The organism is Clostridium sp. 1001270J_160509_D11, from assembly GCF_015667935.1.
In the GTDB taxonomy this organism is placed as follows: Bacteria; Bacillota; Clostridia; order Peptostreptococcales; family Peptostreptococcaceae; genus Intestinibacter.
Genome location: NZ_JADPET010000027.1, coordinates 1 through 23,888 on the forward strand (window position 1 = coordinate 1; position 23,888 = coordinate 23,888).

Sequence of the window (23,888 nt, forward strand, 5' to 3'; positions counted from 1 at the left end):
GTAAATTTGTATATATTTATAATCATAATATTTTAACATAAAAATATATATTCAAAATGTCGAATTAATATACAGTTTAAAAAAACTGTCTAATCTATATCTAATTTAATTTTAAGAAGTCTTTTATAAATTTCATAATCTATATCTCCAAAGCATACAAACCAAACTTGGTCTATCTTATCACCATAATTTTTTAGCATATCAATTACAGCATCACAAGCTATATTTGCAGCCTCTTCTTTTGGATATCCATATATACCTGTACTGATAGCTGGAAATGCTATTGTTCTCAAATTGTTTTTTATTAATATTTCTAGTGATTTTTTATAACAAGAATACAATAATTTGTCTTCATTTGAATTTCCATCTTTATATATTGGTCCCACTGTATGGATAACATATTTGCAAGGCAAATTATATCCTTTTGTTATTTTAGCATCCCCCGTATCACATCCATGTAATGTTTCACATTCTTTTAGTAATTCTCTTCCAGCGGCCCTGTGTATGGCTCCATCGACACCTCCGCCGCCTAAAAGTGATCTATTTGCAGCATTTACTATAGCATCTACTTTTATTTTTGTTATATCACCTTTTATTATTTCAATTTTTTCAATGATATCTTTCATTACAATCACCTCTTTTAACAATATTTTACTATATTATCACCCTAATTAAAAATTATTCATAAAAATATTTATTTTAAATGCACAAAAAAAGACATCAAGATAAATATTTAAATTATTTATCTTGATGTCTTTTTATATATTTTAAATGATAGAAAATTAAGCCGCTCTATCTACTTTTTCTGCTTTTTTATCTCCAGTAGATAAGAAATAAGTTCCTATTCCTAAGAATAATATTCCTCCTACCATATTTCCTAATGTTACAAAGAATAAATTGTATGCCATTCCTGAAAGAGTTACTGAAGTAGCTCCTGATAATATGCATGTAGCGAAAGTTATCATATTTGCAATACAGTGTTCAAATCCACTTGTAACGAATGCAAATAAAGTTAAGAATAATATTATTAACTTAGCTGTATCATCTTTTAATTTATATGCAGCTAGAACACCTGAACAAACTAATATATTACATAAGATACCTTTAAAGAATAATTGATATGCTGCAGCATCAATTTTACCTAATGCAGTATATTCAAAATACTCAAGAGTAGTACCTTTGAATAATCCAGTTCCTATAAATAAAAGTGATATTAATATAGCTCCTATAAAGTTTCCTAAGTAACTATATCCTAAAACTTTACCACCATCTTTTATGCTAGTTTCTTTGCTCATAGCCCCAACAGCCATAACCATGTTGTTACTTGTAAATAATTCACTACCTAAAAGTATTATTAAACTAAGTGCTACTGAGAATGACATCCCAACAGCTATTTTAGTCATTGGTGAATGTACATCATGTAAATATCCACCTACTGTAAAGATTAGTATATCTCCTAATCCTATGAAGATACCTGCAAACATAGCTGATACTAGGTATCTTAGTTTACTTTGATTTAAAAAGTCGATTTTATGTTTAGCTTTATGAGCTAACATATTTACTGTATCTTGGTTCATCGTCCCGTCTCCTCTAAAATTGTTTTGTATAATTTCAAGCTTTTCTATTTTATCACAGTTCAATCTTATTTTTCAAATTTTTTTTAATTATAATTTTAATAGTTCGTAATCTCGACATATTAATTGTTTTTATATGTATAATTAAGATTATATGCCAATATTCGATATGATAACTAACATATAATTAGTATTTATAGTTTTAGTTTATATTTTCTTGTACCTTTTTGTAGTTTTTATAAAAAAAGATTGATTTAAAATTATTATTTTAAATCAATCTTTTAAAGTAAATTGCTATATTTTTCATTTATTTTTTATAACTATCTTATTTGTCCATCTCCAAAGATGATGTATTTAGTAGTTGTAAGTTCTTTAAGTCCCATTGGTCCTCTTGCATGAAGTTTTTGAGTACTTATACCAATTTCTCCACCGAATCCAAATTCTCCACCATCTGTAAATCTTGTAGATGCATTTACATATACTGCTGCTGCGTCTACTCTTTGTAAGAATTTTTGGCTATTTTTGTAGCTTTCAGTTACTATTGATTCTGAGTGACCTGTATTGTATTTATTTATATGTTTTATAGCTTCATCAACGTCTTTTACAACCTTAACTGCTATTATTAAGTCTAAGTATTCTTGATGCCATTCAGGCTCTTCTATAACTTTTATATCATTTACTATAGATTGAGCTTTTTCGCATCCTCTAACTTCAACGTCGTTTTCTCTAAGTGCTTTTACTATAGTTGGTAAAAATTCATTTGCTACTGCTTCATGAACTAATAATTTTTCTGCCGCATTACAAACTCCTGGTCTTTGAACTTTAGCATTTAATACTATAGCTTTTGCCATTTCTAAGTCAGCAGTTTCGTCTACAAATATATGACAGTTTCCTGTTCCTGTCTCAATTACTGGAACTGTTGCATTTTGAACAACTGATTTTATAAGACCTGCCCCACCCCTTGGGATTAAAACATCTATATAGTCATTAAGTCTCATCATCTCAGTTGCTGTTTCTCTTGAAGTATCTTCTAGTAATTGTACACAATCTTGTGGTAGACCACTTCTTTTTATACCTTCTACTAATGCTTTTGCTACTGCTTTATTTGAGTTTATTGCATCACTTGCACCTCTTAATATAACAGCGTTTCCTGATTTTAAACAAAGACCTGCAGCATCACTAGTTACATTTGGTCTTGATTCATATATTATTCCTAAAACCCCTATAGGAACTCTTTTTTGACCTATTTCAAGTCCATTAGGCATTTGCCACATATTTGTAACCTCACCTACTGGATCTTGTAATTTTACTATATCAAGTAAACCTTGTGCCATAGCTTCTATTCTAGAATCATCAAGAGATAATCTATCAAGTAAAGCTTCTGTTATTCCTTTTTTAATAGCATTTTGTCTATCTATTTCGTTTGCTTTTATTATTTCGTCTTTTGCTTTTACTAATTCTTCAGCCATAAAAGTTAAAGCTTGATTTTTTTGGCCGGCAGATGCTATCCCTAATTCATAAGATGCTTCTTTTGCCTTTTGGCCCATTGAAATTAAACTACTCATAATATTTTCCCCTTTCTATCTTTTTGCAGTGAATAAAGTTCCCACTTCTTGTCCTTCTAATATATCAGAAATTATAGATGGTTCTTCTCCATTTGCAAGTACCATATTTACTCCTGCTTTTGTCGCTTTATGAGCTGCAGCAATTTTTGTTGCCATTCCACCAGTTCCTAAACTTGAACCAGCACCACCTGCACATGCTTCTATTTCTTCTGTAATCTCATCAATTTGTTTTATTAATTTTGCATTTGGATTTTCTTTTGGATTACTGTCATAGAAACCATCTATATCAGATAATATAATTAATAAATCTGCATCTATAAGAACAGAAACTATTGCTGATAAGTTATCGTTATCTCCAAATCTAGCTATATTTTCTAATTCGTCTATTGAAACTGTATCATTCTCATTTACGATTGGAATAATCCCCTTTTGAAGTAATAACTCAAAAGTATTACATACATTTTGTTTTATATGTTCATCTTCTATTACATCTCTAGTTAAAAGTACTTGACCTACTGTATGTGAATATTCTCCAAAAAATTTACTATATATATGCATTAATTCACACTGTCCTATTGCTGCCAGTGCTTGTTTCTCTCTTATATTTGTGGGCTTTTCTTTTAATTTTAATTTTCCAACTCCAACACCTACTGCTCCAGATGTTACTAAAGTTACTTCTTTTCCTGAGTTAACTATATCAGATAAAACTCTTGTTAATTTTTCAATTCGTCCTAAATTAATTTGTCCATTTGCATAAGTTAGAGTCGATGTCCCTACCTTTACTACAATTCTTTTTGCGTCTTTTATTTCTTTACGAAAGCCCATTTACATTCTCCTTACTGTGTTACAAATTTATGTTAAAATATTATTTTCTATTATAACATATATTTTATTATTATTATTTAAATAATTGATGTTTTCCAGTTTTTTTAACTAATCCTTAACTTTTGGTGTATAATATTTATATCTAGAAACGTTATTATTTATTAAAAGATTTATATAATAATTTATAAAATTGTATATGGGAGGATGAAATATGCTTAAACAAGATTTTCTACTTAGACAAATAGAAAGTTTAGCTATGTCTTTATCTAAACTTTTCTTTAATAAGGACATGGTACAATACGAAGTTTCAGATCAAGAAAATATTAGCGAAACAGATATTTTATATACTAAGCTTGGTAAATTAGTTTCAGAAGGAAAAATAAATGAAGCTGAAAACTTATTATTTGATGAAGTTGATAAAAGCAATATAGAGTATTTAAGAGTCGGTATTGATTTTTATACTAATTTAAATAGACTTGAAGATAGAGTTTTAGAAGCGCATAACTACAGTAGAGAAGAAATTGAACAAGGACTTCATGATTTATCTGCTGAATATGGTATTAACTTATCTTAATCGTTAAAAAAAGGCTATCGCAGGAATAATTAAATATTTATGCGATTGCCTTTTTAAATTTTACGATTTATTATATTTTTAGATAAAATGAAGTATATTAGTATCTATTTTCTTAGGCATAAAGTCTCTATGTGAATAGATTGAGCTTAAATCAGCATAGTGAGTTGTTATTGGAAGTCGTGATTTCATTATGCTACCTATATGCATAAAACTTAGTTTGTATACATCTTCTATTATATTTTGCATGGATTGATGACCATATACTTTTTTAATTCTGAGAGGCCTTGCCATTCCCATAGCACCACTTGGGTTTGTAGTTATTAAATAAGCTTCATTTTCTTTTTCAAAGCACATTCCTATTTCTGTTATCCATTTTTTATTTTCTTTATCTTTAGAATTATAGTTTTCTTGGCTTTTTTCTAACATAGCCATCCTACGATTTATATTTTTCGTAACTTCAATATATTCAAAGTCTATTTCTAAAGACTGTGTTATTTCTTTGAGTTTTTCTAAATCTTCTCTACTTATTCCGTCTCTGTGAAATACTATATGTTTTAAGTCTTTATTATATGTACTTTTATAAAGTTCTTTAGCTTGCGAAACTATACTTTTAAGAAGGTCTGTATCTATTTTCTCTCCATTTTGATTCACTGATATTGTTTTACATTTTAATACTCGTCCATCTTTTCCAACAACTTGTATAAGTCCTGCTGTACTCATATTATTCTCTCTGCATACATCTATACCAATATAACACTCTGAACTCAAATTTTTTGCTAAAATCCATGGTTGAATACCGCTTTTGCAGTATATTCCAAGCAATATATTTAAAAAAGTAGCCTCTTTGGCATTTTTATTGTATGATGTGTATTTATCTAGATTTACAAATTTTTTTATTGTTTCTAAATCTATAAATTGAGTTGGTATATTATTGCTTCCGCCAAATACTTTTTTTAATGTGGCATAATATTTTTCCATGTTTTCTTTTTCTAATATAACTAAAACTGGATTTTTATAATTATTTATTATTTCTAAAATATTAAATTCAAATATATTTTCATTTTCAATATCTATTTTATTTAAATTTATATAATTTTTATCAGTATTAATTTTAACACCTAACTCATTTGATTTAATTATTATCTCAGTTAAAAAAGATGTCACTATGTCGTGCTTTTTTTTATTATTTAAAATGCTCGGATCTATAAAGTAATCTAAGTTTATTTGTTTTGTTTCATAGCTTCCTCCTGCATTTAGGCCAAACATTACACTATTATTTATTAAGTTAGAATTTTTCCCATCTTTTCCGAACTTTAATACAGGTCTTTTAATTATATATTTTTTATATCCTGTTCTTTCAATAAGCATATTGTGTCGTTTAAATTTTACATATGTAGATTTTTCTAATATATCTTCTGCTAAACCCATGCTTTCTCTCATATTATGGCTAGCATCCATTTTAATATATTTATTTCCTTCAACTATGCACTTATTGCCTAGGTTTTCAAATATACATATTTTCTTTAGTCGATTTGGCAAATATGGAAAAATACTTCCATCTCTACTTTTTACAAGAACAGCTTTTATTTTTTCGTTTAATCCCTCTACAATATAATTTTGGTTTTTACTCTTATAATATTCGATTATAGAAGTTTTTATATAATCATTTTTTTCACTTATGGTAAATGGTGCCTCTTCGATAAATTCATATACTATATTATTATAAAAGTCTTTTACCTTGTCACCTTTTTTTATATTACCTGATTTTATTTCTTCATCTAGTGTTTTTTGATATTCAAATTCATGGCTTAGGAAAAATCCTATAATTATATCTCCTTTATGAATATTTACATCAAAGTTCATCTTTCTTCGTATAATGAGATTATCACTAAAATATATTGGCCTTTTTAAATATACAGATGAATTTGAATTCCCCCTTATTTCAAACTTATTCATCTTTAAATTTTGTATATTTTCTTTAATATCACATAAAATAAGCCTCTCTAATATCCTTTTTTCAGTAGAATTTTCTAAATTAATTGTTCTATTTTCTAACTTTTGGGGTATATTCTCATATTCTCCCCAATTTTGTATTACATCAAAGGATGCTATTATATACTCATTAAACACTATACGCTGATTTGGATTTATTTTTTTTAATTCTCGTATAATACTATAATTTTCACTATGCCTTTCACTTATATCTTTTACTGGCATAGTATATAAAAATATTTTTATATTTTCTGGCTTTAATTCATTCTTAAATTCAGTTATTACATTATATTCTCTATCTAAGCACAAAACAAACCCTACTCCTTTATCTTTATATTTAAATCCAAATATACTAAAACTCTTATTTTAATTCCCTATATATTTATTTTAGGGAAAATTTAACAAAACCATACATTGTGTAAGATTTTTTTAATATAAATCTCTTAGTCACCTGAAAAATTTCTATCTAAAAGCTCATTTCGATTGTTATTTATATTGTTATATCTGACTTTTATATAAAGTTATCAAATTGATTTCTAGAAATCTTTTTGCTACAATATAGATGGGATAAATTTAAAATTAGACGGCTAGGATATTGACCCTAATGTAATATAATGGGGAGGTAAAGTTTATATGCAAAATATGTTTATTGCTATTTTTTTATTAATCATCGCTAGCTTTATTGTAACATTTCTTATGACATATCGAAAAAATCAAAAAAAGATGCATCATGTATGTACTGCATCAATTCTTGGAAGGATAGAGGACTTCGAAATATCACACCATCAAGGTGAAAAATTATATACTGAAGTATGTATTTACGAAATAAATAAAAAAACATACACTAAAAAATCATCTACTTCTTCCAAAAACAAAGTCCATGAAATAGGGGATGAAATCTTAATACGTTATGAACCTCAAAATCCAAACAATTCTTTTATAGCTCACGATATAAAAATGAATAAAACTACTGATATAATCTTATGGACTACATTTTTTATATGCACAATTGGAGGGATTATGATGTTCTAATATATTATCACGGTATTAATTTACTGAATTTTACAAAAATATATTTTCTCAAAAATTCACTTCGTTCATATCGCCAACGACTTCGTCCGTTGCTTAAGTTAAGAGGTTGGAAATTAGAATAAAAAAATAAGGGCTTTATTCAATCAACTTAATTTTATTGAATAATCCCTTATTTTTTAATTATTTTTATTTCTTATTTTTCAATTGATATAGATGGATTATATTCATTCATAACTACTTTTACCTTAAATAAATCTCCATCTATTTCTATGCTCATCTTTCCACCTTGAAGGCTTACTAAATCTCTAGCTATAGCAAGTCCAAGTCCACTTCCTTCAGTATTTCTAGATTCATCTGCTCTTTTAAATCTCTCCATTATTTCATCTGGATCAAAATTAAGTTCATAGGAAGATATATTTTTCATAGTTGTAATTATTTTGCCATCTTCTTTTGTGACATCTATATATACACGTGTATTTTTAAGTGAATACTTACTTATATTGCAAAGTAAATTTTCAAATACTCTATATAACCTTCTTCCATCTGCTAAAACATAAGTATCTTCTTCTGTTAAGTTAACTCTCAGACTTAAGTTTGCTTCTTCTAATTTATCTTCTAACTCACCTATACTTTGTTGCAATAATTGTTTTAAATCTAGTCTTACTAATTCAAGTTCTATATTTCCTGTACTAGCCTTACTAGCCTCAAATAAATCTTCTATTAATATTTTTAATCTTTTTGATTTTTTATCAAGTACTTGTACATAGTCTTTTAAATATTCTGGTTGTATATTTTCTTCTTTTTTAATTAATTCAACATAATTTATTATAGATGTTAGTGGCGTTTTTAAATCATGAGATACATTTGTTATAAGCTCACTTTTCATTCTCTCACTTTTGATTCTCTGTTCAATTGAATTTTCAAGTCCTTGACTTATATTGTTTATATCATTTGCAAGCGAAGAAAAATAAATATCATTTTTTTCTTCGATTTTATAATTTATTTCGCCTTCTTTTATCCTGTGAACGCCTTTCATTATCTCATTTAGATATCCTAGCTTGTTGACAAAATATATTAAAAACCATAATTGAATTCCAAATAACATTATTAACACAAAAAACTCTATCCATGACCCTGACATAGTTAAAACTATAAATTCTGCTACTACACATAAAATTGCAACAGTAACTATTTTCTTTGTCAAATCAAAATCTTTATTTTGTTTAATTGCATTTCTCATTTCTTTTATACCAGATTTCATTTTTTTTAATAACCAAATTATAACTTTGACACACCAACTCGTTTTAAAGAAATCTCTTTTCCTTTCAAAGTTAGATAATTGCTTTATAATAAGGATAAAGTAAAATAAAAGTATAAATATAGGTATTATACAAAATTGATTTACAAATGCATTTGGTTCTTCTGCTATTGTAACAATTAGCGCTATATCAATAGATAAAAGTGTAACTATAACTTCTAATGGTATTTTATTATAATAATTCCAAAATTCTCGTTTTGTTTTAGGTAATTTAAAATTCATAATCATATATACTACAAAGAATATAAGAGACAATAGCCCCATTGGTATGCCCAACTCTAAACATTTTTCATATTTATTTACAATCTGCTGATAATAAGAGTATCCATATTCAAATGGATTGCTATCTATTAATTTTTTTGAAATAGAAATATAAGCATCAATATCATCATTTACATCTATTGCTTGATTTTCAGCATAATAAAAATATCTACTTATTGGTTTATATTCTGTATTTCCTATTTTTCTATTTACTAAATTATTATTTTCAAACTTTGCTTGATAATATCCACTTGCATTTTCTTTAAAATCATTTAGTGTTTTATAATCAGTATTAGTTGTGATTTCACCTGTAGTGTTATTTTTTATAAAATATTCAATACCTCGCATTTCGTTTAATATTATTTTAGATTCAGACTTCAGATTTTCTGCAAGCTCTTTTTCAGTCATATTTATATTGTCTTCACTGTCATAATAATAAATACCTTCATTATAGTCATAATAATATGAACCCATTGCTCCAGCATTTGAACTATATTTATCTTCATTTTCCGAATCTATAACAGAATATTTTAAATTTGTTAAAATGCTATTCATAACCTTATGATTAAAATATTTACTTTTAAAATAATTTGTTTCTATATGCATACCATTCTCTTGCACATCTGAAGTCATTAAATTATAAGTAAAATCAGCATTATAGCTATATGCCAAAAATGAAATATTAATTCCTAAAAAAATTGATAAACATATTAAAAATCCTAATAAAAAAATATTTTTTAATTTTTTCATTAATTCACCTCTATATTTTTTCTATTTTATATCCAATCCCCCACACAACTTTTAAATATCTAGGCTCCTTAGGATTTATCTCGATTTTTTCTCTAATTCTTCTAATATGAACAGCCACTGTATTTTCTACATTAAAACTCTCTTCTTTCCATACTTTTTCATAAATTTCGTCAATCGAGAAAACTCGTCCCTTATTTCTAAGCAGCAATTCTAATATTCTATATTCTATAGGAGTTACTTTTACATTAAGGCCATCTACTTTAACTTCCTTAGTAGAAGTATTTAATTCTAAGCCACCACTTTTCAAAATATCTTGTTGTAGTGATTCATTGCTAAAGTTTCCTAAGTTCATATATCTTCTTAAATTTGATTTTACTCTTGCGATAAGCTCTAATAAGTTAAATGGTTTTGTTATATAGTCGTCTGCTCCTATATTTAAACCTAAAATTTTATCCGTATCCTCTCCTTTTGCTGATACTAAAATTATAGGTATATTTTTGTCTTGTCTTATTTTTATAGTCGCCTTAATTCCATCTAATTTAGGCATCATTATATCCATTAAAATAAGATGTATATCTTCTCTCATCAATATATCTAATGCTTCTAATCCGTCATAAGCTTTAAATACTTTATACCCCTCATTGTTTAAGTAAATTTCTATCGATTCTACTATTTCTTTATCGTCATCGGCTACCAATATATTATACATAATCTAATATCCTTTCATTTCTCATGTGCTATTATATTTTATAATAACACATTCAAAACAATTATACACGCCTATCCTCCCTTATTAAATTATCAAATTTATACTTTGATAATAATAATTAATTTTTACATACTACTTTATATAAATCTTAACTTTTTCTTACAATAAAAAAACTGAACTCGAAAGTTCAGTTTTTTTATTTATATAAATTTTTAATTATTATTTTAATAATTCAAAGTATCCTGATGGATGGAAGAAATATATATGACCACTGTTTTTATCTACTAAGTATGCCATATCACCATCACATTGTGGTAAGAAAACATATCCTTGTATACCTTTTTCTTTTATGCATGTATATGTATTTTCATCGCCCATATAATCATATCCTGCAACCCCTGGTTCATAAGCTTTTACAAGTTGTAATGCTTGTGATTGAGTTAATGTAGTTTTTTGTTCTACAACTGTTTGACTTTCTTCAGCTTTAGGTTCTTCTTTATTTACTACATTAGTTGTAGGTTGAGTTGTAGCTTGTGGTTGTTTTTGTTCTGTTGCAGTTGTATTTACTGCTACATTTTCTTTTTTAGCTACAGCATCTTGAGTTTGATTATCAGTTTTTACTTCTGTTGTATCTTGTTTTTCAGTTGCTTCAGTAGCTTGTTCTTTAACTTTGTCAGTTTCATTTTTATCAGTTTTAATATTTGTATTAGTTGCTACAACCTCTGATGTTTTTTGTTCTTCTTTATTCGAATTATTTGCGTAAGCTTCTCTTACTGGACCTACTACCATTAAACCTACACATAATACTGAGATAACACTTATAATAGCTTTTTTCATAACACTTGCCTCCTATTCAGACCCTTTTGTTTTATTGAATGAATTTTATTATTTCTTTTATTTAATTTATACTATTATAATATCATCAAAATTTTTAATTTGTGGTTACACAAATGTTACTTTAGATTACAAATTCGTAACAAATATACGTAGAAATTTGTAACAATTTTTTACTATTTTGTAACAAGGATTAAACGAATTTTTTTATCATATTTTCAATCTTTTCTATAGTTACATCTCCATTAGAAGTTTCATCTAATATTTTACCATCTTCATAAATTCTTATTACTGGCAAACTCAATACTTTTTGTTTTATAGCTATTCTTGGAGCCCTTTTAGTGTCTATATCACAGAATTTCATACTTTTATTGTATTTTTTAGATAATGCCTCTACACCTGGAAGTAATTCTTTACATGGTTGACATGTTTCGCTCCAAAATTCTACAACAACTTTTCCTTTATATTTTAAAACTTCTTCTTCAAATGTTTCTTTATTTACACTAATCATTAATATCGCCCCCAAGTTAATCTAATTTATATATTTTTCAACATTTATAGCTGCTATCGCTCCATCATTACAAGCTGTTATTACTTGTCTTAAGTCCTTTGATCTGCAATCACCTATTGCATATACACCATCTATATTTGTCTTCATATTTTCATCAGTTTTTATGTAACCTTTCTCATCTAGATTTAATAATCCTTTAAATAAATCTGTTTGAGATTTTAATCCTACAAAAACAAACAATCCTATAATTTCGTCATCTTCATCTGCTATAAATACACTTTCTTCATTTGTTTTTAAATTTTTTACTTTTATTCCATTTAAAACATCTCGACCCAATAATTCAATAATTTTTACATTGTTTATTATTTCTATATTATCTTTTTCTCTACATTTTTCTTCTATATATCCACTACATTTAAGTTCATCATATTTACTTAAAATTGTAACTTTTTTAGCAAATTTAGATAGATATAAACTCTCTTTTACTGCACTTTCGCCCCCTCCAGCAACATATACATGTAAATCTTCAAAAAGGTGACCATCGCAAATCGCACAGTAAGATAGTCCTCTACCTAAAAATTCATCTTCTCTATCTACATTTAAATTCTTATGTTTACATCCAGTAGCTATAATAACTGATTTTGTTTTGTAAGTATTATTTTTGCATTTTATAGTTTTTATTTCTTTGTTTAATTCTATATCTAAAACTTTATCTTTGATAAACTCTGCATCAAACTTTTCACATTGTTTTATCATTCGTTTTGCTAATGAAGCTCCTGTTTCATCTTCTATAGAACCTGGATAATTTTCTATCACTCCAGTATTTAGAATTTGGCCTCCAAATAAATTTTTCTCTATTATTAAAGTTTTTAATTTGGATCTTGCTGAGTATATTCCTGCGCTTAATCCCCCAGGGCCTGAGCCTATTATTATAACATCATAAATATTATTCATTACATCGCCTCAATACAATTATAAATCACTATCTTTTATATTTTCTAATAATGCACCAACTTTTTGTGAAATATTTTTCATAGTATTTTCTTCAAATGGTGATTCTAAATTTCCTATTTCTACAATTTCTAAAAACGACTTAGTTCCACCTATTTTACAGATATTTATATAATCATCCCAAGCCTTTTTAAAGTCTTCATTTGACTTGTTTAAAAATTGGAATGCACATACTTGAGCAAGTACATAATCAATATAGTAGAATGGATTTTTGAAAATATGCCCTTGTTTAAACCAATAACAACCTTTTTCTAAAATATCTATATCTCTATAATCTCTATGTGGTAAGTATTTTTTTTCTAAATCTCTAAATACTTGCTTTCTCTCATCTGGTGACATATCTGGATTTTCATAAATTCTGTGTTGGAATTCATCAACAATCACTCCATAAGGTATAAACTTAATTGCCGAACTCATATGATAGAATTTATATTTTAATGTATCTTCTTTAAAGAATAATTCCATCCAAGGATAAGTTATAAACTCCATACTCATTGAATGTATCTCACAGCTATCTAAAGTTGGGAAGTTTATTTCATACATTTCTATATCTCTAGACATGTATAATTGGAATGCATGACCTGCTTCATGAGTTAATACGTCTATATCTTCTGATGTATTGTTAAAGTTAGAGAATATAAATGGACTGTTATAATTAGGTATATGAGTACAATATCCACCTGCTGCTTTTGATTTTCTAGTCACTAAGTCCATAAGCTCATTTTCCGTCATGTAATTGAAAAATTCAGCTGTTTCAGGCGATAATTCACTATACATTCTTTTACCATTTTCAATTATGTATTTTTCGTATTCTTCTCCACCTTTAATAGTTGCATTTCCGCTTTTAAATTCTATAGATTCGTCTGCAAACCAAAAATCATCTATACCTATTCTTTTAGCTTGTCTTTCATAAAGCTTATTACATAGTAAAACTATATAATCTTGTACTTCTTTTCTCAGCTTCTTGATCATATCTTCATTATAGTCACTTCTATTCATTCTTATATAGCCTAACTCTGTAAACGAATTGTATCCAAGTTTTTTAGCCATTTTATCTCTTACAGCAACTAATTTATCAAATAGTTCGTCAAATTTAGCTTCATTTTCTTTAAAATAGCTGTAATACAACTTTGTCGATTCTATTCTTGTTTCTCTATCTTTATCCATCATATACTTCATAAGTGATGATAAATTATGAGTTTCACCTCTATACTCTATTTTTGCACTTGCTAAAAGCTTTGTGTACTGAGAGCATAACATATTTTCTTCTTGTAAATCTTCTATTATATCTTTTGAGAAAGATTTTATAGAATCCTCACAAATATTATAAAATTGTCTGCTAAAATCATTTATTATTTCTTCTTTAAATTTAGAATTTACTATAGCCTTATAAAAATCACAATTTAAATCTTCATAAAAAGGCATATATTCATCCCAGTATTTTTTCTCTTCTTCATAATATTCATCACTCGTATCTATACTATATCTTATAGATGCAATAGTAGAATTTGATTGAATATCATTTCTTATTTTATTTAATTCTAATATGTACTTTTTTTGTTCCTCATAAGTATTTGAATTATTTATTTTATCTACTAATTTTGTGAAGTCTTCTTTTATATTTTCATAAGAAGAACGTTCGTATTTATATTGTGAAAATTTCATATTGTCCTCCAAAATTATGTTTTATATCTAATTTAAATTTATCACATTTATATAAAATATTAAACAACTATAATCTATCTTGTAATTTTTCTAGCTAGTGTAGCTGTCCATATTCCCACCATAGTAACTCCCAATATCATCTCTATACTCGATAAAATAATACTTGTTCCAGTGGGAATTATATCTCCATAACCTACCGTAGTAAATGTAACTAAACTAAAATAAAGTGATTCTAAAAAATCTACTAAAATTATCTTTTTTTCTAATATTGAAAACCAAGATAGTCGATAGTTTATAAGCCTTCCACTTATACTTATCCCTGTAAATAAATAGATTATAGCAAATATCAAAATTATCTCAAGTGATGTAATCAGTGCGTAAGTCGGTCTTTCTCCATATCCACATACTATCCAAAATAACCTAGATTTAAATTTAGAAAATCCATCTAATGTTTTACATTCGCTACACTTATATAAATAGTGGTATTCTCCCGATATATTTAAAATTCTATTGCTCTCAAATTGGGACGCTATATTTTTATATGACTTATATACATTTTTATAATATGATTTATTTTTATCTTTAGATATGAATTTATCGAAGAAAGTATTTTCATTTAATTTTGTTATAAATTCATCGTCAAATTCCAACTTTGATATATCGCTTTTTATGATAGAAAATGATTTTAGATTACAATCCGAAAAATATATACTTTCAACCTTATTGCTATCGAATATACACTTTTTTAAATTTGATAATATAAATTGTATAGTTTTTATTGTATTTTTCTGAAATATAGATTTTCTCAAATCACTTTTTTCAAATATTGTATTTTCAAAACTACATTCAAAGAAATACGTTATATTTTTATTTGTAAAATCAAAAAACTCTGTAGTTTTAAATTTTGTATTTAAAAACTCACATTCTAAAAATTCGCATCCCGAAAACGTACAATTTTCAAATTTTACATTTTTAAATATACAATTTTTAAATATGACAAATTCAAACTTAATATTAGAAAATGTTTTAAATATAGTTTGTGAAGTCATTTCAAACAATCCTATTCCAATATTATAAAATGTTTCAAACTTTAGATTTTCTATATCTTCAAAATCAACTATTTCCTTTTCAATCTGACCTTTTTGTCCGATAGAATCTTTTGTTATTATTTTTTTCTTTTTTATATCATTATTTGTTGAACTGCCTTGCATATTTTTATTATTTTTAAATACTTCTAATTGATTATAATACCTATCTTTATTTTCAGCTAAGGAAATATCTAGAATTTGTTCGATATTTGTTCTCATTTCATTAAAATTATATTCATACATTACAAACTCCTTTATCCCTTCTAATTAGTTTATATAATAATTTAATTTTTAAATCTTAAAATCCCTTTATTTCAAATCCTAAATTTTAGAGTAAAGTAATATTTTTTAACAGCTAAAAATAAAATTATACAAAACATTAATTTTAAGCATTATTTGAATTTATTATTTTAAATTAGTTATTTTCTCACTTATACCTTAAGTGACTACCTTTTAAAAACGTATTTTTTTAACAAGCTTTATGTATTGTTAATAATGGAGGTCTTATTATATGAATAAAAAAATAAAAGAAATTGAAGATAAATTACCAAAAGATTGTTGTAGTTTATGTAGCCATCTAACACTAGATGGTCCTGATGAATTTTTTAAATATGAAATAAAATGCGTCCTTAAAGACTGCACACCTAACCCGCAAGACTACTGCGAGTATTTCGAAGCCGATCACAACGATTTGACTACCTCTGATTTAGACAACTTGTATTTAAATTTTTTAGAATCTTGTTTAAGAGTTAAATATGAAGATTATTTAAACAGTATCTACTGGAGATTATTCAGAGAACAAATATTGTATAAAAATCACTCTCGTTGCTCAATTTGCCACTCTAAAGAAAACGTCGAAGTATACCATTTAAACAAAAAATTTGGACGTGAAACAGAAGATGATGTTATCTTGCTATGCTCAAATTGCTTAAAAAAAGATGAATAATTTTCCTAAATTCACGCAAACTAAAGAAAAAATTATGGAGGTATTTAACCTATGAAAAATTTAAAATGTAATGCAGAAAAATGTGTTTATAACGACAACTGTGAATGTTTTGCAGGAAAAATATGTGTAGATGGTACACAAGCTGTAACTACAGCTGATACTTATTGCGCTACTTTTAGAGAAAATGAAAATCCTTCTTTCTCTAGTGACGCTGGATGTTGCTGTCATCACGACCATGCAGTTGGAACTTCAGAAATAAAATGTGAAGCTGTAAACTGTGTATATAACCAACAAAAAGTCTGTAGCGCGCCTGCTGTGCAAATTAACGACTTAGATGCTAGCTGTAATACTTTTAAAGCTAGATAAATTTATTAGAAATTAATATATTTTAACTAAAAATAGATACTATCATAATGTGGTATTTATGATAGTATCTATTTAAAATGCTTATTTTTATTTATTATCGTTACAATCTTTAGTTATGTATTCTTTGTTTTCTTGTAGATTTTTTCTTTGCTCAATTATATTTTTAATATAATCGATATCATCTCTTATTATTCTATGTTTAATTTCTTTAGAATTAATTTTACATATCTTAAATCCAATTTGAATAGCATATCCAAGTCCAAAAGCACTTATAATAGTACCCAATCCTACGCTACCCCCTAAAATCCATCCACAAACTAAAACAGTTAGTTCTATGCACATTCTAATAGCTCCAACTGGTTTAGAAAATTTTTTATTAAGCGCTAACATAAGACCATCCCTAGGTCCGCTGCCAAGCCCTGCTCCCAAATATAATACTGTTGCAATTGCAGAAATAATTATTCCAATTATCATCATCACAATCCCCATAAATAAATTATCCGCAACTGGTACAATATTCATAGATTTTATAATATCTAAAAATACACCTATAAAAATCATATTTAAAACAGTGCCCCAGCCGACACCCTCACCTAATGCAGCATCTAAAATTACTATCACCAAACCTACCATTATTGATGCTTGCCCCATAGTGATTCCACTCTTAAAAGATAGTCCTTGATGAAGTACATCCCAAGGCGATACACCTATCTTTGCATTAAGCATTACAACAATTCCAAGACCATATAGTATAAACCCTGCAAATAGTCTTATTAATAAATACAATACTCTTTTCATATAATACCCCCTTAATTTTATACAAAAAATAAAGAGAACTATAATACATTAATACTATAATTCTCTTTATATGATTTAATATTAAAATCTAAACTACACAGTTTTCTATTTGAACTAATGTATCTCCGCAATTCTTACAAATTATAAGACTTACTATATAGCTATTGTCTACTTTATTAGCTCTTAAAAGCTTATTGAAAGATTGACCTTCGTATTCTTTTTGAATATCACTTATTATAAATTTTTGATCTTTAGTGTATATATAGAAATGATACTCTAGGAATGCAAAGAATTTTTGTTTTTCTTTAACTCCATCTAAACATTCAACACATGCTTCTTTATAATATTGAGTATCAAAGTCGATTTCGTCTAAATCTCCAATCATATTAAGTATATCATCTAAACTTATACCTGTTACAGGTTTTTCTTCGTCATTTAGTAAACATACATTTTTGTTTTCTTCTAATACGTATTCTTTTTCATCATAAACAAATTTTAACATATCTAGGCTCCTTAATTAATCTATCTCTGATGCAAACAAAGTCGGGTCATCTACTGCATCTTGATACTCATCCTTTGTTATATATCCTTGTTCTAGCATATCATCAAGTACCTGTATTTGTCTAGCCTTTGCTTGGTCGTGCTCCCTAAATCTGTAAGGGTTATTTGTTATCCCAGCTAGCATTGCACATTGTGCCAAGTTTAGTTCAGATACATCTTTATTGAAGTAAACCTTTGCTCCCTTCGCAACGCCATATGCTGATTTTCCTAAGTATATATTGTTTAGATAAGTACATAAAATTTCGTCTTTTGTCATTACCTTATTCATCTGAATAGCATTATACATATCTAAAACTTTTCGTTTATATGTTTTGTCTTCACTCGTAAGTAAATTTTTCGATACTTGCATATCTATAGTACTTCCACCTTGTGTTGAAGAAGTCACCAAGTTGTTTAGTGCAGATCTTACAAGTGCCTTTATATCCACTCCATGATGCTTATAAAATCGCCTATCTTCCATAGCTACAACAGCATGTTTTAAGTCATCTGGTATTTGGTCATCACTTACGACTTGACTACTTATATAATTTTCTCTTATCAATTCCTTTGTAACCTGTGGTGCTCCCTGAACTGCATATAAAGCAAATCCAGAGAATACTATTCCTCCAATAACAGCTAAAATTAAAAATACTGAAGCTAATTTAGTAGCTATTTTTAATCTTTTCTTTCTGTTTATTTTTTTCTTTCTATAATAGATTTCTCTTTCTAATTCAAATTGTTCGCGTTCTTCGCGCTTTTTTCGAGCCTCTTGTATAGACTCTTTGTTTTTATTAGTCCTAGTATTTTTTATATTAGAATTTTGTTTCTTAGCATTATTATTGCCGTTTTTCCCTGTATTTCTATTATTGTTGGTAGTTGAGCTAACTTTGCGTCTTCGTATTCTGTTTTCATTATTCTCAGCCATTTTTACCTCCTTTTAATAAATAGATTATACAATGAAATAAGAACAAATAAAAATACAAATTTGTAAGATAAGGATTTTTAATTGTTTTGTAATATTTTTTTAATCTTTTTTTAAATTTATACTTCTTACTTATGTATAATTTTTATTTATATTAGGATGGCTGATTTTAAGATATATTTATAGTCTGTTTAATATGATATTTATAAATTCCGACATCATTATTTATCAAAAGCACAATAGGCTCTTTCATATTATCAAGAGAAACACATATTTTTATTATCTTACTTTCTCCACTGTTTAATTTGCCTAAAAACCCATAAATATTTTGATTTTTATTTATAAAAGTATCTTGTAATTTATTATCTTGGTAAAATTGATATTTTATTTGAGATAACTCCAGGGGTTCGAGACTAGTATTGATTACATTAAACGTCAATATTGCAAATTTGTCATAATCATCACTTATCTCGACATTCTTTTGCTCTAATTCAATATCTTTTAATGAGATGTTTATCTGCTCAGTTGAATTTTTTAAATAATTTGTATCATTATAATCTTTTTCATCTAGTGCATAAATACTATTGTTTAAAGAAACTAATAATATTATCAATAAAAATAATCCTAGTCTTTTTATATTCATAAAATGCTCCTTTTTTTAAATTAATATTTTAATTTAAATTTTATTTTGATTTGTTTATATTCTAAAAACCTTGCAAACACGACATATTACAATGTTTTTATATTAAAATTTTATACAAAGTATATGATTTTATGCACTATTTTATTTTACCATTTTTTACCTAGAATATTTTTTTGTTTTTTCGTTGCACTTTTTGTCGATATTTGTTATTATAAATATACAGTTATTCCCCGATAACTGAAATTACTCCCCAAAATAAAAAAGTCTAAATAGACTTTGCGTATTAAGATAATTCTTATACGTTATAAAATATATTCCCTAATACCCCTTTTTATAATATATTTTAATTAAGAGAGCCCTAGAGATCGGACATTTGCTAGGGCTCTCATTTTTTATTCAATTTTTTTATATAAATGACAAAACTCCACTATCATGTTTTATTTCATCTTTTATAAACATTAACTTACAATAAAACTTATCTAATGTATCAATATCACCATTTTCTAAATTACTTTTTATCAAAGATATGTAAATATCCTTCTTTTCTAATTTAGATTGGCTTATTATCTTGATAATAATCTCAGTTATTGTCTGGATATTTTGGTGCATATTATTTTTTAAATTTCGCTTATTAATCACATTCAAGACTTCACCTTGATGTATATTGCCTACAAACAACTTATTATGTATAAAAACTGCATTTTGTAAATTTAAATTAGGTATTATAAAATCTTCTTTTAATAAATCTGATTCAAATTTTACAAATTCAATAAATAAGTCTAGTATAAAATAAATATTATTAAATCTCTCATCTTCTAAATCAAATGTATCCATAATTTTAATTACAATTACATCATTTTCAAATCCATTATCGCTATCTTTAAAATATATATCATCTAAATCTTGATTATTTAGATATTTTTTTATGACTTTATATAAATTTTTATTTTCGACTTTTAATATAAGAAGTTTTTCGTCCATATTGTTTAGTTCAAATCCTATATATCTTTGTATAATGTCGTTGTTCAAGCTAGATGCTTTTGATACAACTAAGTCATTTATCAACGATTTAAAATCCATCTCAGTTAATTTTCTATAATATGTATCGCTTATTTTTTCACTTTTTAAATTTCCAACTATAATTTTATAATTATCAACTATACTCTGTCTCAAACTATCTTGTTTGCAGTTGTATTTATTTGATGAAGCTTTTTCTAATTCTATTTTTATTCCTTTATCAAATAATTCTCTGGCCTTTTTAATTATTATCTTTTCTTCATTTATAGTAAATTTATATCCTATTGTAGCATCAGTTATAAATTTGCATAATTCTCTTAGCTCGTTTAAATTATCATTTACTTTACTTATTAAAAATATATTTATCTCTTCTTTTTTAGAATAGAAACTACTTATATATAAATATATTCCTTTTATTTTGTTGTATATTTCGTCATTTTTATAATCATAGATTTGATTTATATAAATCAAGATATGGATAGATGCTAGTACAGAGTATTTATATTTATTTATGTTGATATCTAAATCTTTATAAAAATCTTTTTCTAGTATTGTATCAACTATGCAAGTTAATATATCTTGTTTTAAAGTGGTTTTTTCTAAAGTAGAAATATACTGAAGTATATTTGTTATATTTTTATATACCTTTTCGCTTATATATTGAAGTGATTTGAAGTAATATACAAAAGCTTTATTTATTGGATCTTCTTTTAATCTAGTTTTATTCAAATTAAAATACTCTATAAAATAATCTTCTTTATCTATCAAGCTGTATTTTGTAACAACATAATATATGTATTCTGGCGAAAATTCAAATTGCTTGTGTTTTTTGTCTATATGTTTAAATAAATCTAATTCATAGGATTTTTCAGATTCACCTAATTTCTTTAATATATTTTCTATAAATTTATTATCATCAGTATATATCTCACATTCATCTATAAAATATTCAAAGCTTCTCAAATATTCTAAAAGAGAACACTCATCCAGATTTCTCTCTTCATATAAATAAGTCATATAGAGCTTTTTATATTGATCTTTATCTTTTAAAATCCTTTCATTTTGAAGTGCAAACTCAACTATTTCCTTATTGTATATAGATTTTTCAATCATTACTTCAAATGCCTTTTTCTTAAATAAATCATCTCCAAACTTAAACTCATCTATGAATATATCTTTATTTTTTATTATATATTCCCTTATAATATCTATATTATTTATCTTGTAAACTTCGTTATACCCTAGCTTTATCAATATATTTTCATTTTTTACATCTTCAAATTTATAGATTATATTATTGTTTTTATTTTTAATTAAGATACAATTATCTTTTATCAAGTCTTTGTAGTCAGTATAACTCAACATTTCGTATTTTAATAATTCTAAGAAGTATTTTTTAAATAGTTTTATTTTTTCATAATTAAGAGTTTCATAGTAATTATATTTATAGATAGTTTTAACTATAATCATGCAGCAGTCTGTTATTATTTTTTCTTCTGTATAATAAGAAACTATATCTTCTATATATGGTTTAATTTTTTCTATAGTGTTATTTTTAATATATCTATAAATAAATGCTTCTAAGCATTTATTATATCCTTTTGTGTATTTATAAACTTCTTCCATAATTATAGCTATATCTAAATCATAAATATATTTATTATAATTGTTGAAATTAGTCATAAAATCTATACTTCTTTTAATTATATTATTATGAACTAAGTCATTATGTTTTATAATTTTGCATAGATTTTTAAATTTAGATATAAATTCTTCATCATATTTATTTATCTTTATAAAATAATTTAAATCCATCTCTAAATTATCTTTTGTGTTATCGTTACTATCATAATACATACTTATTATATTTAATATTTGTTTTGTATCGTCTGTAAGGATGTAATCCCTTTTATAACACTCTCTCATATATTGATAGATAATATTGTCTACTATTTTGTATTTATATATAAATTTTTCACATATATTAATAAATACTAAATTATTATAATAGTTATTTTCATAAGCTATTTTTACTAGCTCTATAAACATATCTTGATTTGGAAAAATCCCTAAAACATCTAACTCCACTATATTATCTACTATATTTTTAAATATTTTTTCTTTTCTAAAATCTACTTCTCTAATATTTTGATTCTTTGTAGGTTTAGTAATTTTAATTGATTTTATCATTTCATAGACACTATCTTGTTTTTTTATTGTATCGTTAAGTTCTATACTTATAGCTTTAATTATTTCTTTATTTTGATCTGAATATAAATCTAATTTTATACTATTTCTTATTTTGTCTAAAATTTTCTCATAATCACTTTTATTTTTGAAAATATATTTATTTTGGATTAATATATCAACCATCGTTTTATTGAGCTTTAGATTGTTTTTATATATATTTCTGATAAAATCATCTGTATTTTCATATAGTTTATATAGTGAAAATCTATAACTTAAATTATCATTATATAGCTCATCTCTTACTTCAAAAGGATTTTTACAAAAATAATTAGCTAAACTATTTTTAAATTCTTTATAATACTCTGGTAATGTTTCTTTGCTCAATCTTTTAAATTTAAAGTCTGTATTTACTGTGGCTTTTGTCATTGTAAAAGACTTTCTGTATAAAACATCGTCATTTAAAACCAATATTTCCTTTGGCTCTTCAGGAAGATAATAAAATGCATTTTTATCATAATACTCAAGATCACATCCTGCATAATTTTCAAACTTAAATATTATTCTATATTTTCCTGAAGTTATATCGCAAATTTCTATATGGTGTATATTTTGAATAATTGTATTTAAATACTCATCATCTAATTCTTTTATAAAGATCAATTCTTTTTCAGTAAAAGATGTCTTTTCTTCAATATATCTTAAATAACTATTTTCTCTTTCTTCAACTTCTTTTTCATAATCTTTTTGACTATAATAA

The 23,888-nt window shown here is 25.8% G+C and carries 21 protein-coding genes; 4 read left to right on the forward strand and 17 right to left on the reverse strand.

Annotation, left to right across the window (positions count from 1 at the left end; genetic code table 11):
* Nucleotides 1-89 precede the first annotated feature (89 nt).
* From I4U58_RS04340 to proB, 4 genes are all read right to left on the reverse strand, one after another.
* Nucleotides 90-614 (reverse strand): O-acetyl-ADP-ribose deacetylase, encoded by a 525-nt coding sequence (locus I4U58_RS04340; protein ID WP_195929841.1) that lies wholly within the window; start codon nt 612-614, stop codon nt 90-92.
* Nucleotides 615-782: 168 nt separating this feature from the next.
* Nucleotides 783-1,577: a formate/nitrite transporter family protein gene (locus I4U58_RS04345; RefSeq protein WP_195929822.1), complete on the reverse strand. Its 795-nt coding sequence runs from the start codon at nt 1,575-1,577 to the stop codon at nt 783-785.
* Between the two features lie 317 nt (nt 1,578-1,894).
* Nucleotides 1,895-3,139: a glutamate-5-semialdehyde dehydrogenase gene (locus tag I4U58_RS04350; protein WP_195929823.1), complete on the reverse strand. Its 1,245-nt coding sequence runs from the start codon at nt 3,137-3,139 to the stop codon at nt 1,895-1,897.
* Nucleotides 3,140-3,154: 15 nt separating this feature from the next.
* Nucleotides 3,155-3,964 (reverse strand): glutamate 5-kinase, encoded by an 810-nt coding sequence (proB, locus tag I4U58_RS04355; RefSeq protein ID WP_195929824.1) that lies wholly within the window; start codon nt 3,962-3,964, stop codon nt 3,155-3,157.
* A gap of 211 nt (nt 3,965-4,175) precedes the next feature.
* Here proB and I4U58_RS04360 point away from each other — a divergent pair, with 211 nt between their 5' ends.
* The gene (locus tag I4U58_RS04360) at nt 4,176-4,538 is read left to right on the forward strand and encodes a DUF6483 family protein (RefSeq protein ID WP_195929825.1); all 363 of its coding nucleotides are present in this window, start codon (nt 4,176-4,178) and stop codon (nt 4,536-4,538) included.
* 78 nt (nt 4,539-4,616) lie between these two features.
* Here I4U58_RS04360 and I4U58_RS04365 read toward each other — a convergent pair whose 3' ends face one another.
* Entirely contained in the window at nt 4,617-6,839 is a 2,223-nt protein-coding gene (locus I4U58_RS04365; protein WP_195929826.1) for a Piwi domain-containing protein, read from the reverse strand.
* 324 nt (nt 6,840-7,163) lie between these two features.
* On the opposite strand from I4U58_RS04365, the gene I4U58_RS04370 reads away from it, so the two are divergent.
* Complete coding sequence (locus I4U58_RS04370; protein ID WP_195929827.1) at nt 7,164-7,562, forward strand: DUF3592 domain-containing protein; 399 nt, start codon at nt 7,164-7,166, stop codon at nt 7,560-7,562.
* A 193-nt stretch (nt 7,563-7,755) separates the two neighbouring features.
* Here the strand turns inward: I4U58_RS04370 and I4U58_RS04375 are convergent, their stop codons facing one another.
* The 7 genes from I4U58_RS04375 to I4U58_RS04405 all read right to left on the reverse strand — a co-directional run bounded on the left by I4U58_RS04375 (nt 7,756) and on the right by I4U58_RS04405 (nt 15,952).
* Nucleotides 7,756-9,891: a sensor histidine kinase gene (locus I4U58_RS04375; RefSeq protein WP_195929828.1), complete on the reverse strand. Its 2,136-nt coding sequence runs from the start codon at nt 9,889-9,891 to the stop codon at nt 7,756-7,758.
* 10 nt (nt 9,892-9,901) lie between these two features.
* Complete coding sequence (locus I4U58_RS04380; RefSeq protein WP_195929829.1) at nt 9,902-10,600, reverse strand: response regulator transcription factor; 699 nt, start codon at nt 10,598-10,600, stop codon at nt 9,902-9,904.
* A gap of 219 nt (nt 10,601-10,819) precedes the next feature.
* A complete protein-coding gene (locus I4U58_RS04385; RefSeq protein ID WP_195929830.1) occupies nt 10,820-11,437 on the reverse strand; it encodes a hypothetical protein in 618 nt (205 codons plus the stop codon).
* A 190-nt stretch (nt 11,438-11,627) separates the two neighbouring features.
* Nucleotides 11,628-11,945 (reverse strand): thioredoxin domain-containing protein, encoded by a 318-nt coding sequence (locus I4U58_RS04390; protein WP_195929831.1) that lies wholly within the window; start codon nt 11,943-11,945, stop codon nt 11,628-11,630.
* Between the two features lie 21 nt (nt 11,946-11,966).
* Nucleotides 11,967-12,899: a thioredoxin-disulfide reductase gene (gene trxB, locus I4U58_RS04395; protein WP_195929832.1), complete on the reverse strand. Its 933-nt coding sequence runs from the start codon at nt 12,897-12,899 to the stop codon at nt 11,967-11,969.
* 18 nt (nt 12,900-12,917) lie between these two features.
* Nucleotides 12,918-14,621: a M3 family oligoendopeptidase gene (locus I4U58_RS04400; protein ID WP_195929833.1), complete on the reverse strand. Its 1,704-nt coding sequence runs from the start codon at nt 14,619-14,621 to the stop codon at nt 12,918-12,920.
* Nucleotides 14,622-14,695: 74 nt separating this feature from the next.
* Nucleotides 14,696-15,952: a pentapeptide repeat-containing protein gene (locus I4U58_RS04405; RefSeq protein ID WP_195929834.1), complete on the reverse strand. Its 1,257-nt coding sequence runs from the start codon at nt 15,950-15,952 to the stop codon at nt 14,696-14,698.
* Nucleotides 15,953-16,220: 268 nt separating this feature from the next.
* On the opposite strand from I4U58_RS04405, the gene I4U58_RS04410 reads away from it, so the two are divergent.
* Together I4U58_RS04410 and I4U58_RS04415 are read left to right on the forward strand one after the other, a co-directional pair.
* Nucleotides 16,221-16,655 (forward strand): hypothetical protein, encoded by a 435-nt coding sequence (locus I4U58_RS04410; protein ID WP_195929835.1) that lies wholly within the window; start codon nt 16,221-16,223, stop codon nt 16,653-16,655.
* Between the two features lie 51 nt (nt 16,656-16,706).
* Complete coding sequence (locus I4U58_RS04415) at nt 16,707-17,021, forward strand: DUF1540 domain-containing protein (RefSeq protein WP_195929842.1); 315 nt, start codon at nt 16,707-16,709, stop codon at nt 17,019-17,021.
* An 87-nt stretch (nt 17,022-17,108) separates the two neighbouring features.
* On the opposite strand, the gene I4U58_RS04420 is transcribed toward I4U58_RS04415, so the two are convergent.
* From I4U58_RS04420 to I4U58_RS04440, 5 genes are all read right to left on the reverse strand, one after another.
* Nucleotides 17,109-17,819, reverse strand: coding sequence for a hypothetical protein (locus tag I4U58_RS04420; RefSeq protein WP_195929836.1), 711 nt, complete (start codon nt 17,817-17,819; stop codon nt 17,109-17,111).
* An 88-nt stretch (nt 17,820-17,907) separates the two neighbouring features.
* On the reverse strand, nt 17,908-18,321 hold the full coding sequence (locus tag I4U58_RS04425) for a DUF3785 domain-containing protein (protein WP_195929837.1): 414 nt from the start codon (nt 18,319-18,321) through the stop codon (nt 17,908-17,910).
* Between the two features lie 15 nt (nt 18,322-18,336).
* Nucleotides 18,337-19,284 (reverse strand): biosynthetic peptidoglycan transglycosylase, encoded by a 948-nt coding sequence (locus tag I4U58_RS04430; RefSeq protein WP_195929838.1) that lies wholly within the window; start codon nt 19,282-19,284, stop codon nt 18,337-18,339.
* A gap of 166 nt (nt 19,285-19,450) precedes the next feature.
* On the reverse strand, nt 19,451-19,924 hold the full coding sequence (locus I4U58_RS04435) for a hypothetical protein (RefSeq protein ID WP_195929839.1): 474 nt from the start codon (nt 19,922-19,924) through the stop codon (nt 19,451-19,453).
* A 405-nt stretch (nt 19,925-20,329) separates the two neighbouring features.
* The coding region (locus I4U58_RS04440) for a hypothetical protein (protein ID WP_195929840.1) at nt 20,330-23,888 on the reverse strand (3,559 nt) is incomplete at its 5' end.

Excerpts from the sequence above, each read along its gene's own strand:
- I4U58_RS04425 (WP_195929837.1), bottom strand. The coding sequence starts at position 18,321 with ATGTTAAAATTTGTTTATGATGAAAAAGAATACGTATTAGAAGAAAAC.
- I4U58_RS04420 (WP_195929836.1), bottom strand. The coding sequence starts at position 17,819 with ATGAAAAGAGTATTGTATTTATTAATAAGACTATTTGCAGGGTTTATA.
- I4U58_RS04430 (WP_195929838.1), bottom strand. The coding sequence starts at position 19,284 with ATGGCTGAGAATAATGAAAACAGAATACGAAGACGCAAAGTTAGCTCA.
- proB (WP_195929824.1), bottom strand. The coding sequence starts at position 3,964 with ATGGGCTTTCGTAAAGAAATAAAAGACGCAAAAAGAATTGTAGTAAAG.
- I4U58_RS04380 (WP_195929829.1), bottom strand. The coding sequence starts at position 10,600 with ATGTATAATATATTGGTAGCCGATGACGATAAAGAAATAGTAGAATCG.
- I4U58_RS04375 (WP_195929828.1), bottom strand. The coding sequence starts at position 9,891 with ATGAAAAAATTAAAAAATATTTTTTTATTAGGATTTTTAATATGTTTA.
- trxB (WP_195929832.1), bottom strand. The coding sequence starts at position 12,899 with ATGAATAATATTTATGATGTTATAATAATAGGCTCAGGCCCTGGGGGA.
- I4U58_RS04345 (WP_195929822.1), bottom strand. The coding sequence starts at position 1,577 with ATGAACCAAGATACAGTAAATATGTTAGCTCATAAAGCTAAACATAAA.
- I4U58_RS04405 (WP_195929834.1), bottom strand. The coding sequence starts at position 15,952 with ATGTATGAATATAATTTTAATGAAATGAGAACAAATATCGAACAAATT.
- I4U58_RS04385 (WP_195929830.1), bottom strand. The coding sequence starts at position 11,437 with ATGAAAAAAGCTATTATAAGTGTTATCTCAGTATTATGTGTAGGTTTA.
- I4U58_RS04360 (WP_195929825.1), top strand. The coding sequence starts at position 4,176 with ATGCTTAAACAAGATTTTCTACTTAGACAAATAGAAAGTTTAGCTATG.
- I4U58_RS04370 (WP_195929827.1), top strand. The coding sequence starts at position 7,164 with ATGCAAAATATGTTTATTGCTATTTTTTTATTAATCATCGCTAGCTTT.
- I4U58_RS04390 (WP_195929831.1), bottom strand. The coding sequence starts at position 11,945 with ATGATTAGTGTAAATAAAGAAACATTTGAAGAAGAAGTTTTAAAATAT.
- I4U58_RS04410 (WP_195929835.1), top strand. The coding sequence starts at position 16,221 with ATGAATAAAAAAATAAAAGAAATTGAAGATAAATTACCAAAAGATTGT.
- I4U58_RS04350 (WP_195929823.1), bottom strand. The coding sequence starts at position 3,139 with ATGAGTAGTTTAATTTCAATGGGCCAAAAGGCAAAAGAAGCATCTTAT.
- I4U58_RS04415 (WP_195929842.1), top strand. The coding sequence starts at position 16,707 with ATGAAAAATTTAAAATGTAATGCAGAAAAATGTGTTTATAACGACAAC.
- I4U58_RS04435 (WP_195929839.1), bottom strand. The coding sequence starts at position 19,924 with ATGAATATAAAAAGACTAGGATTATTTTTATTGATAATATTATTAGTT.
- I4U58_RS04400 (WP_195929833.1), bottom strand. The coding sequence starts at position 14,621 with ATGAAATTTTCACAATATAAATACGAACGTTCTTCTTATGAAAATATA.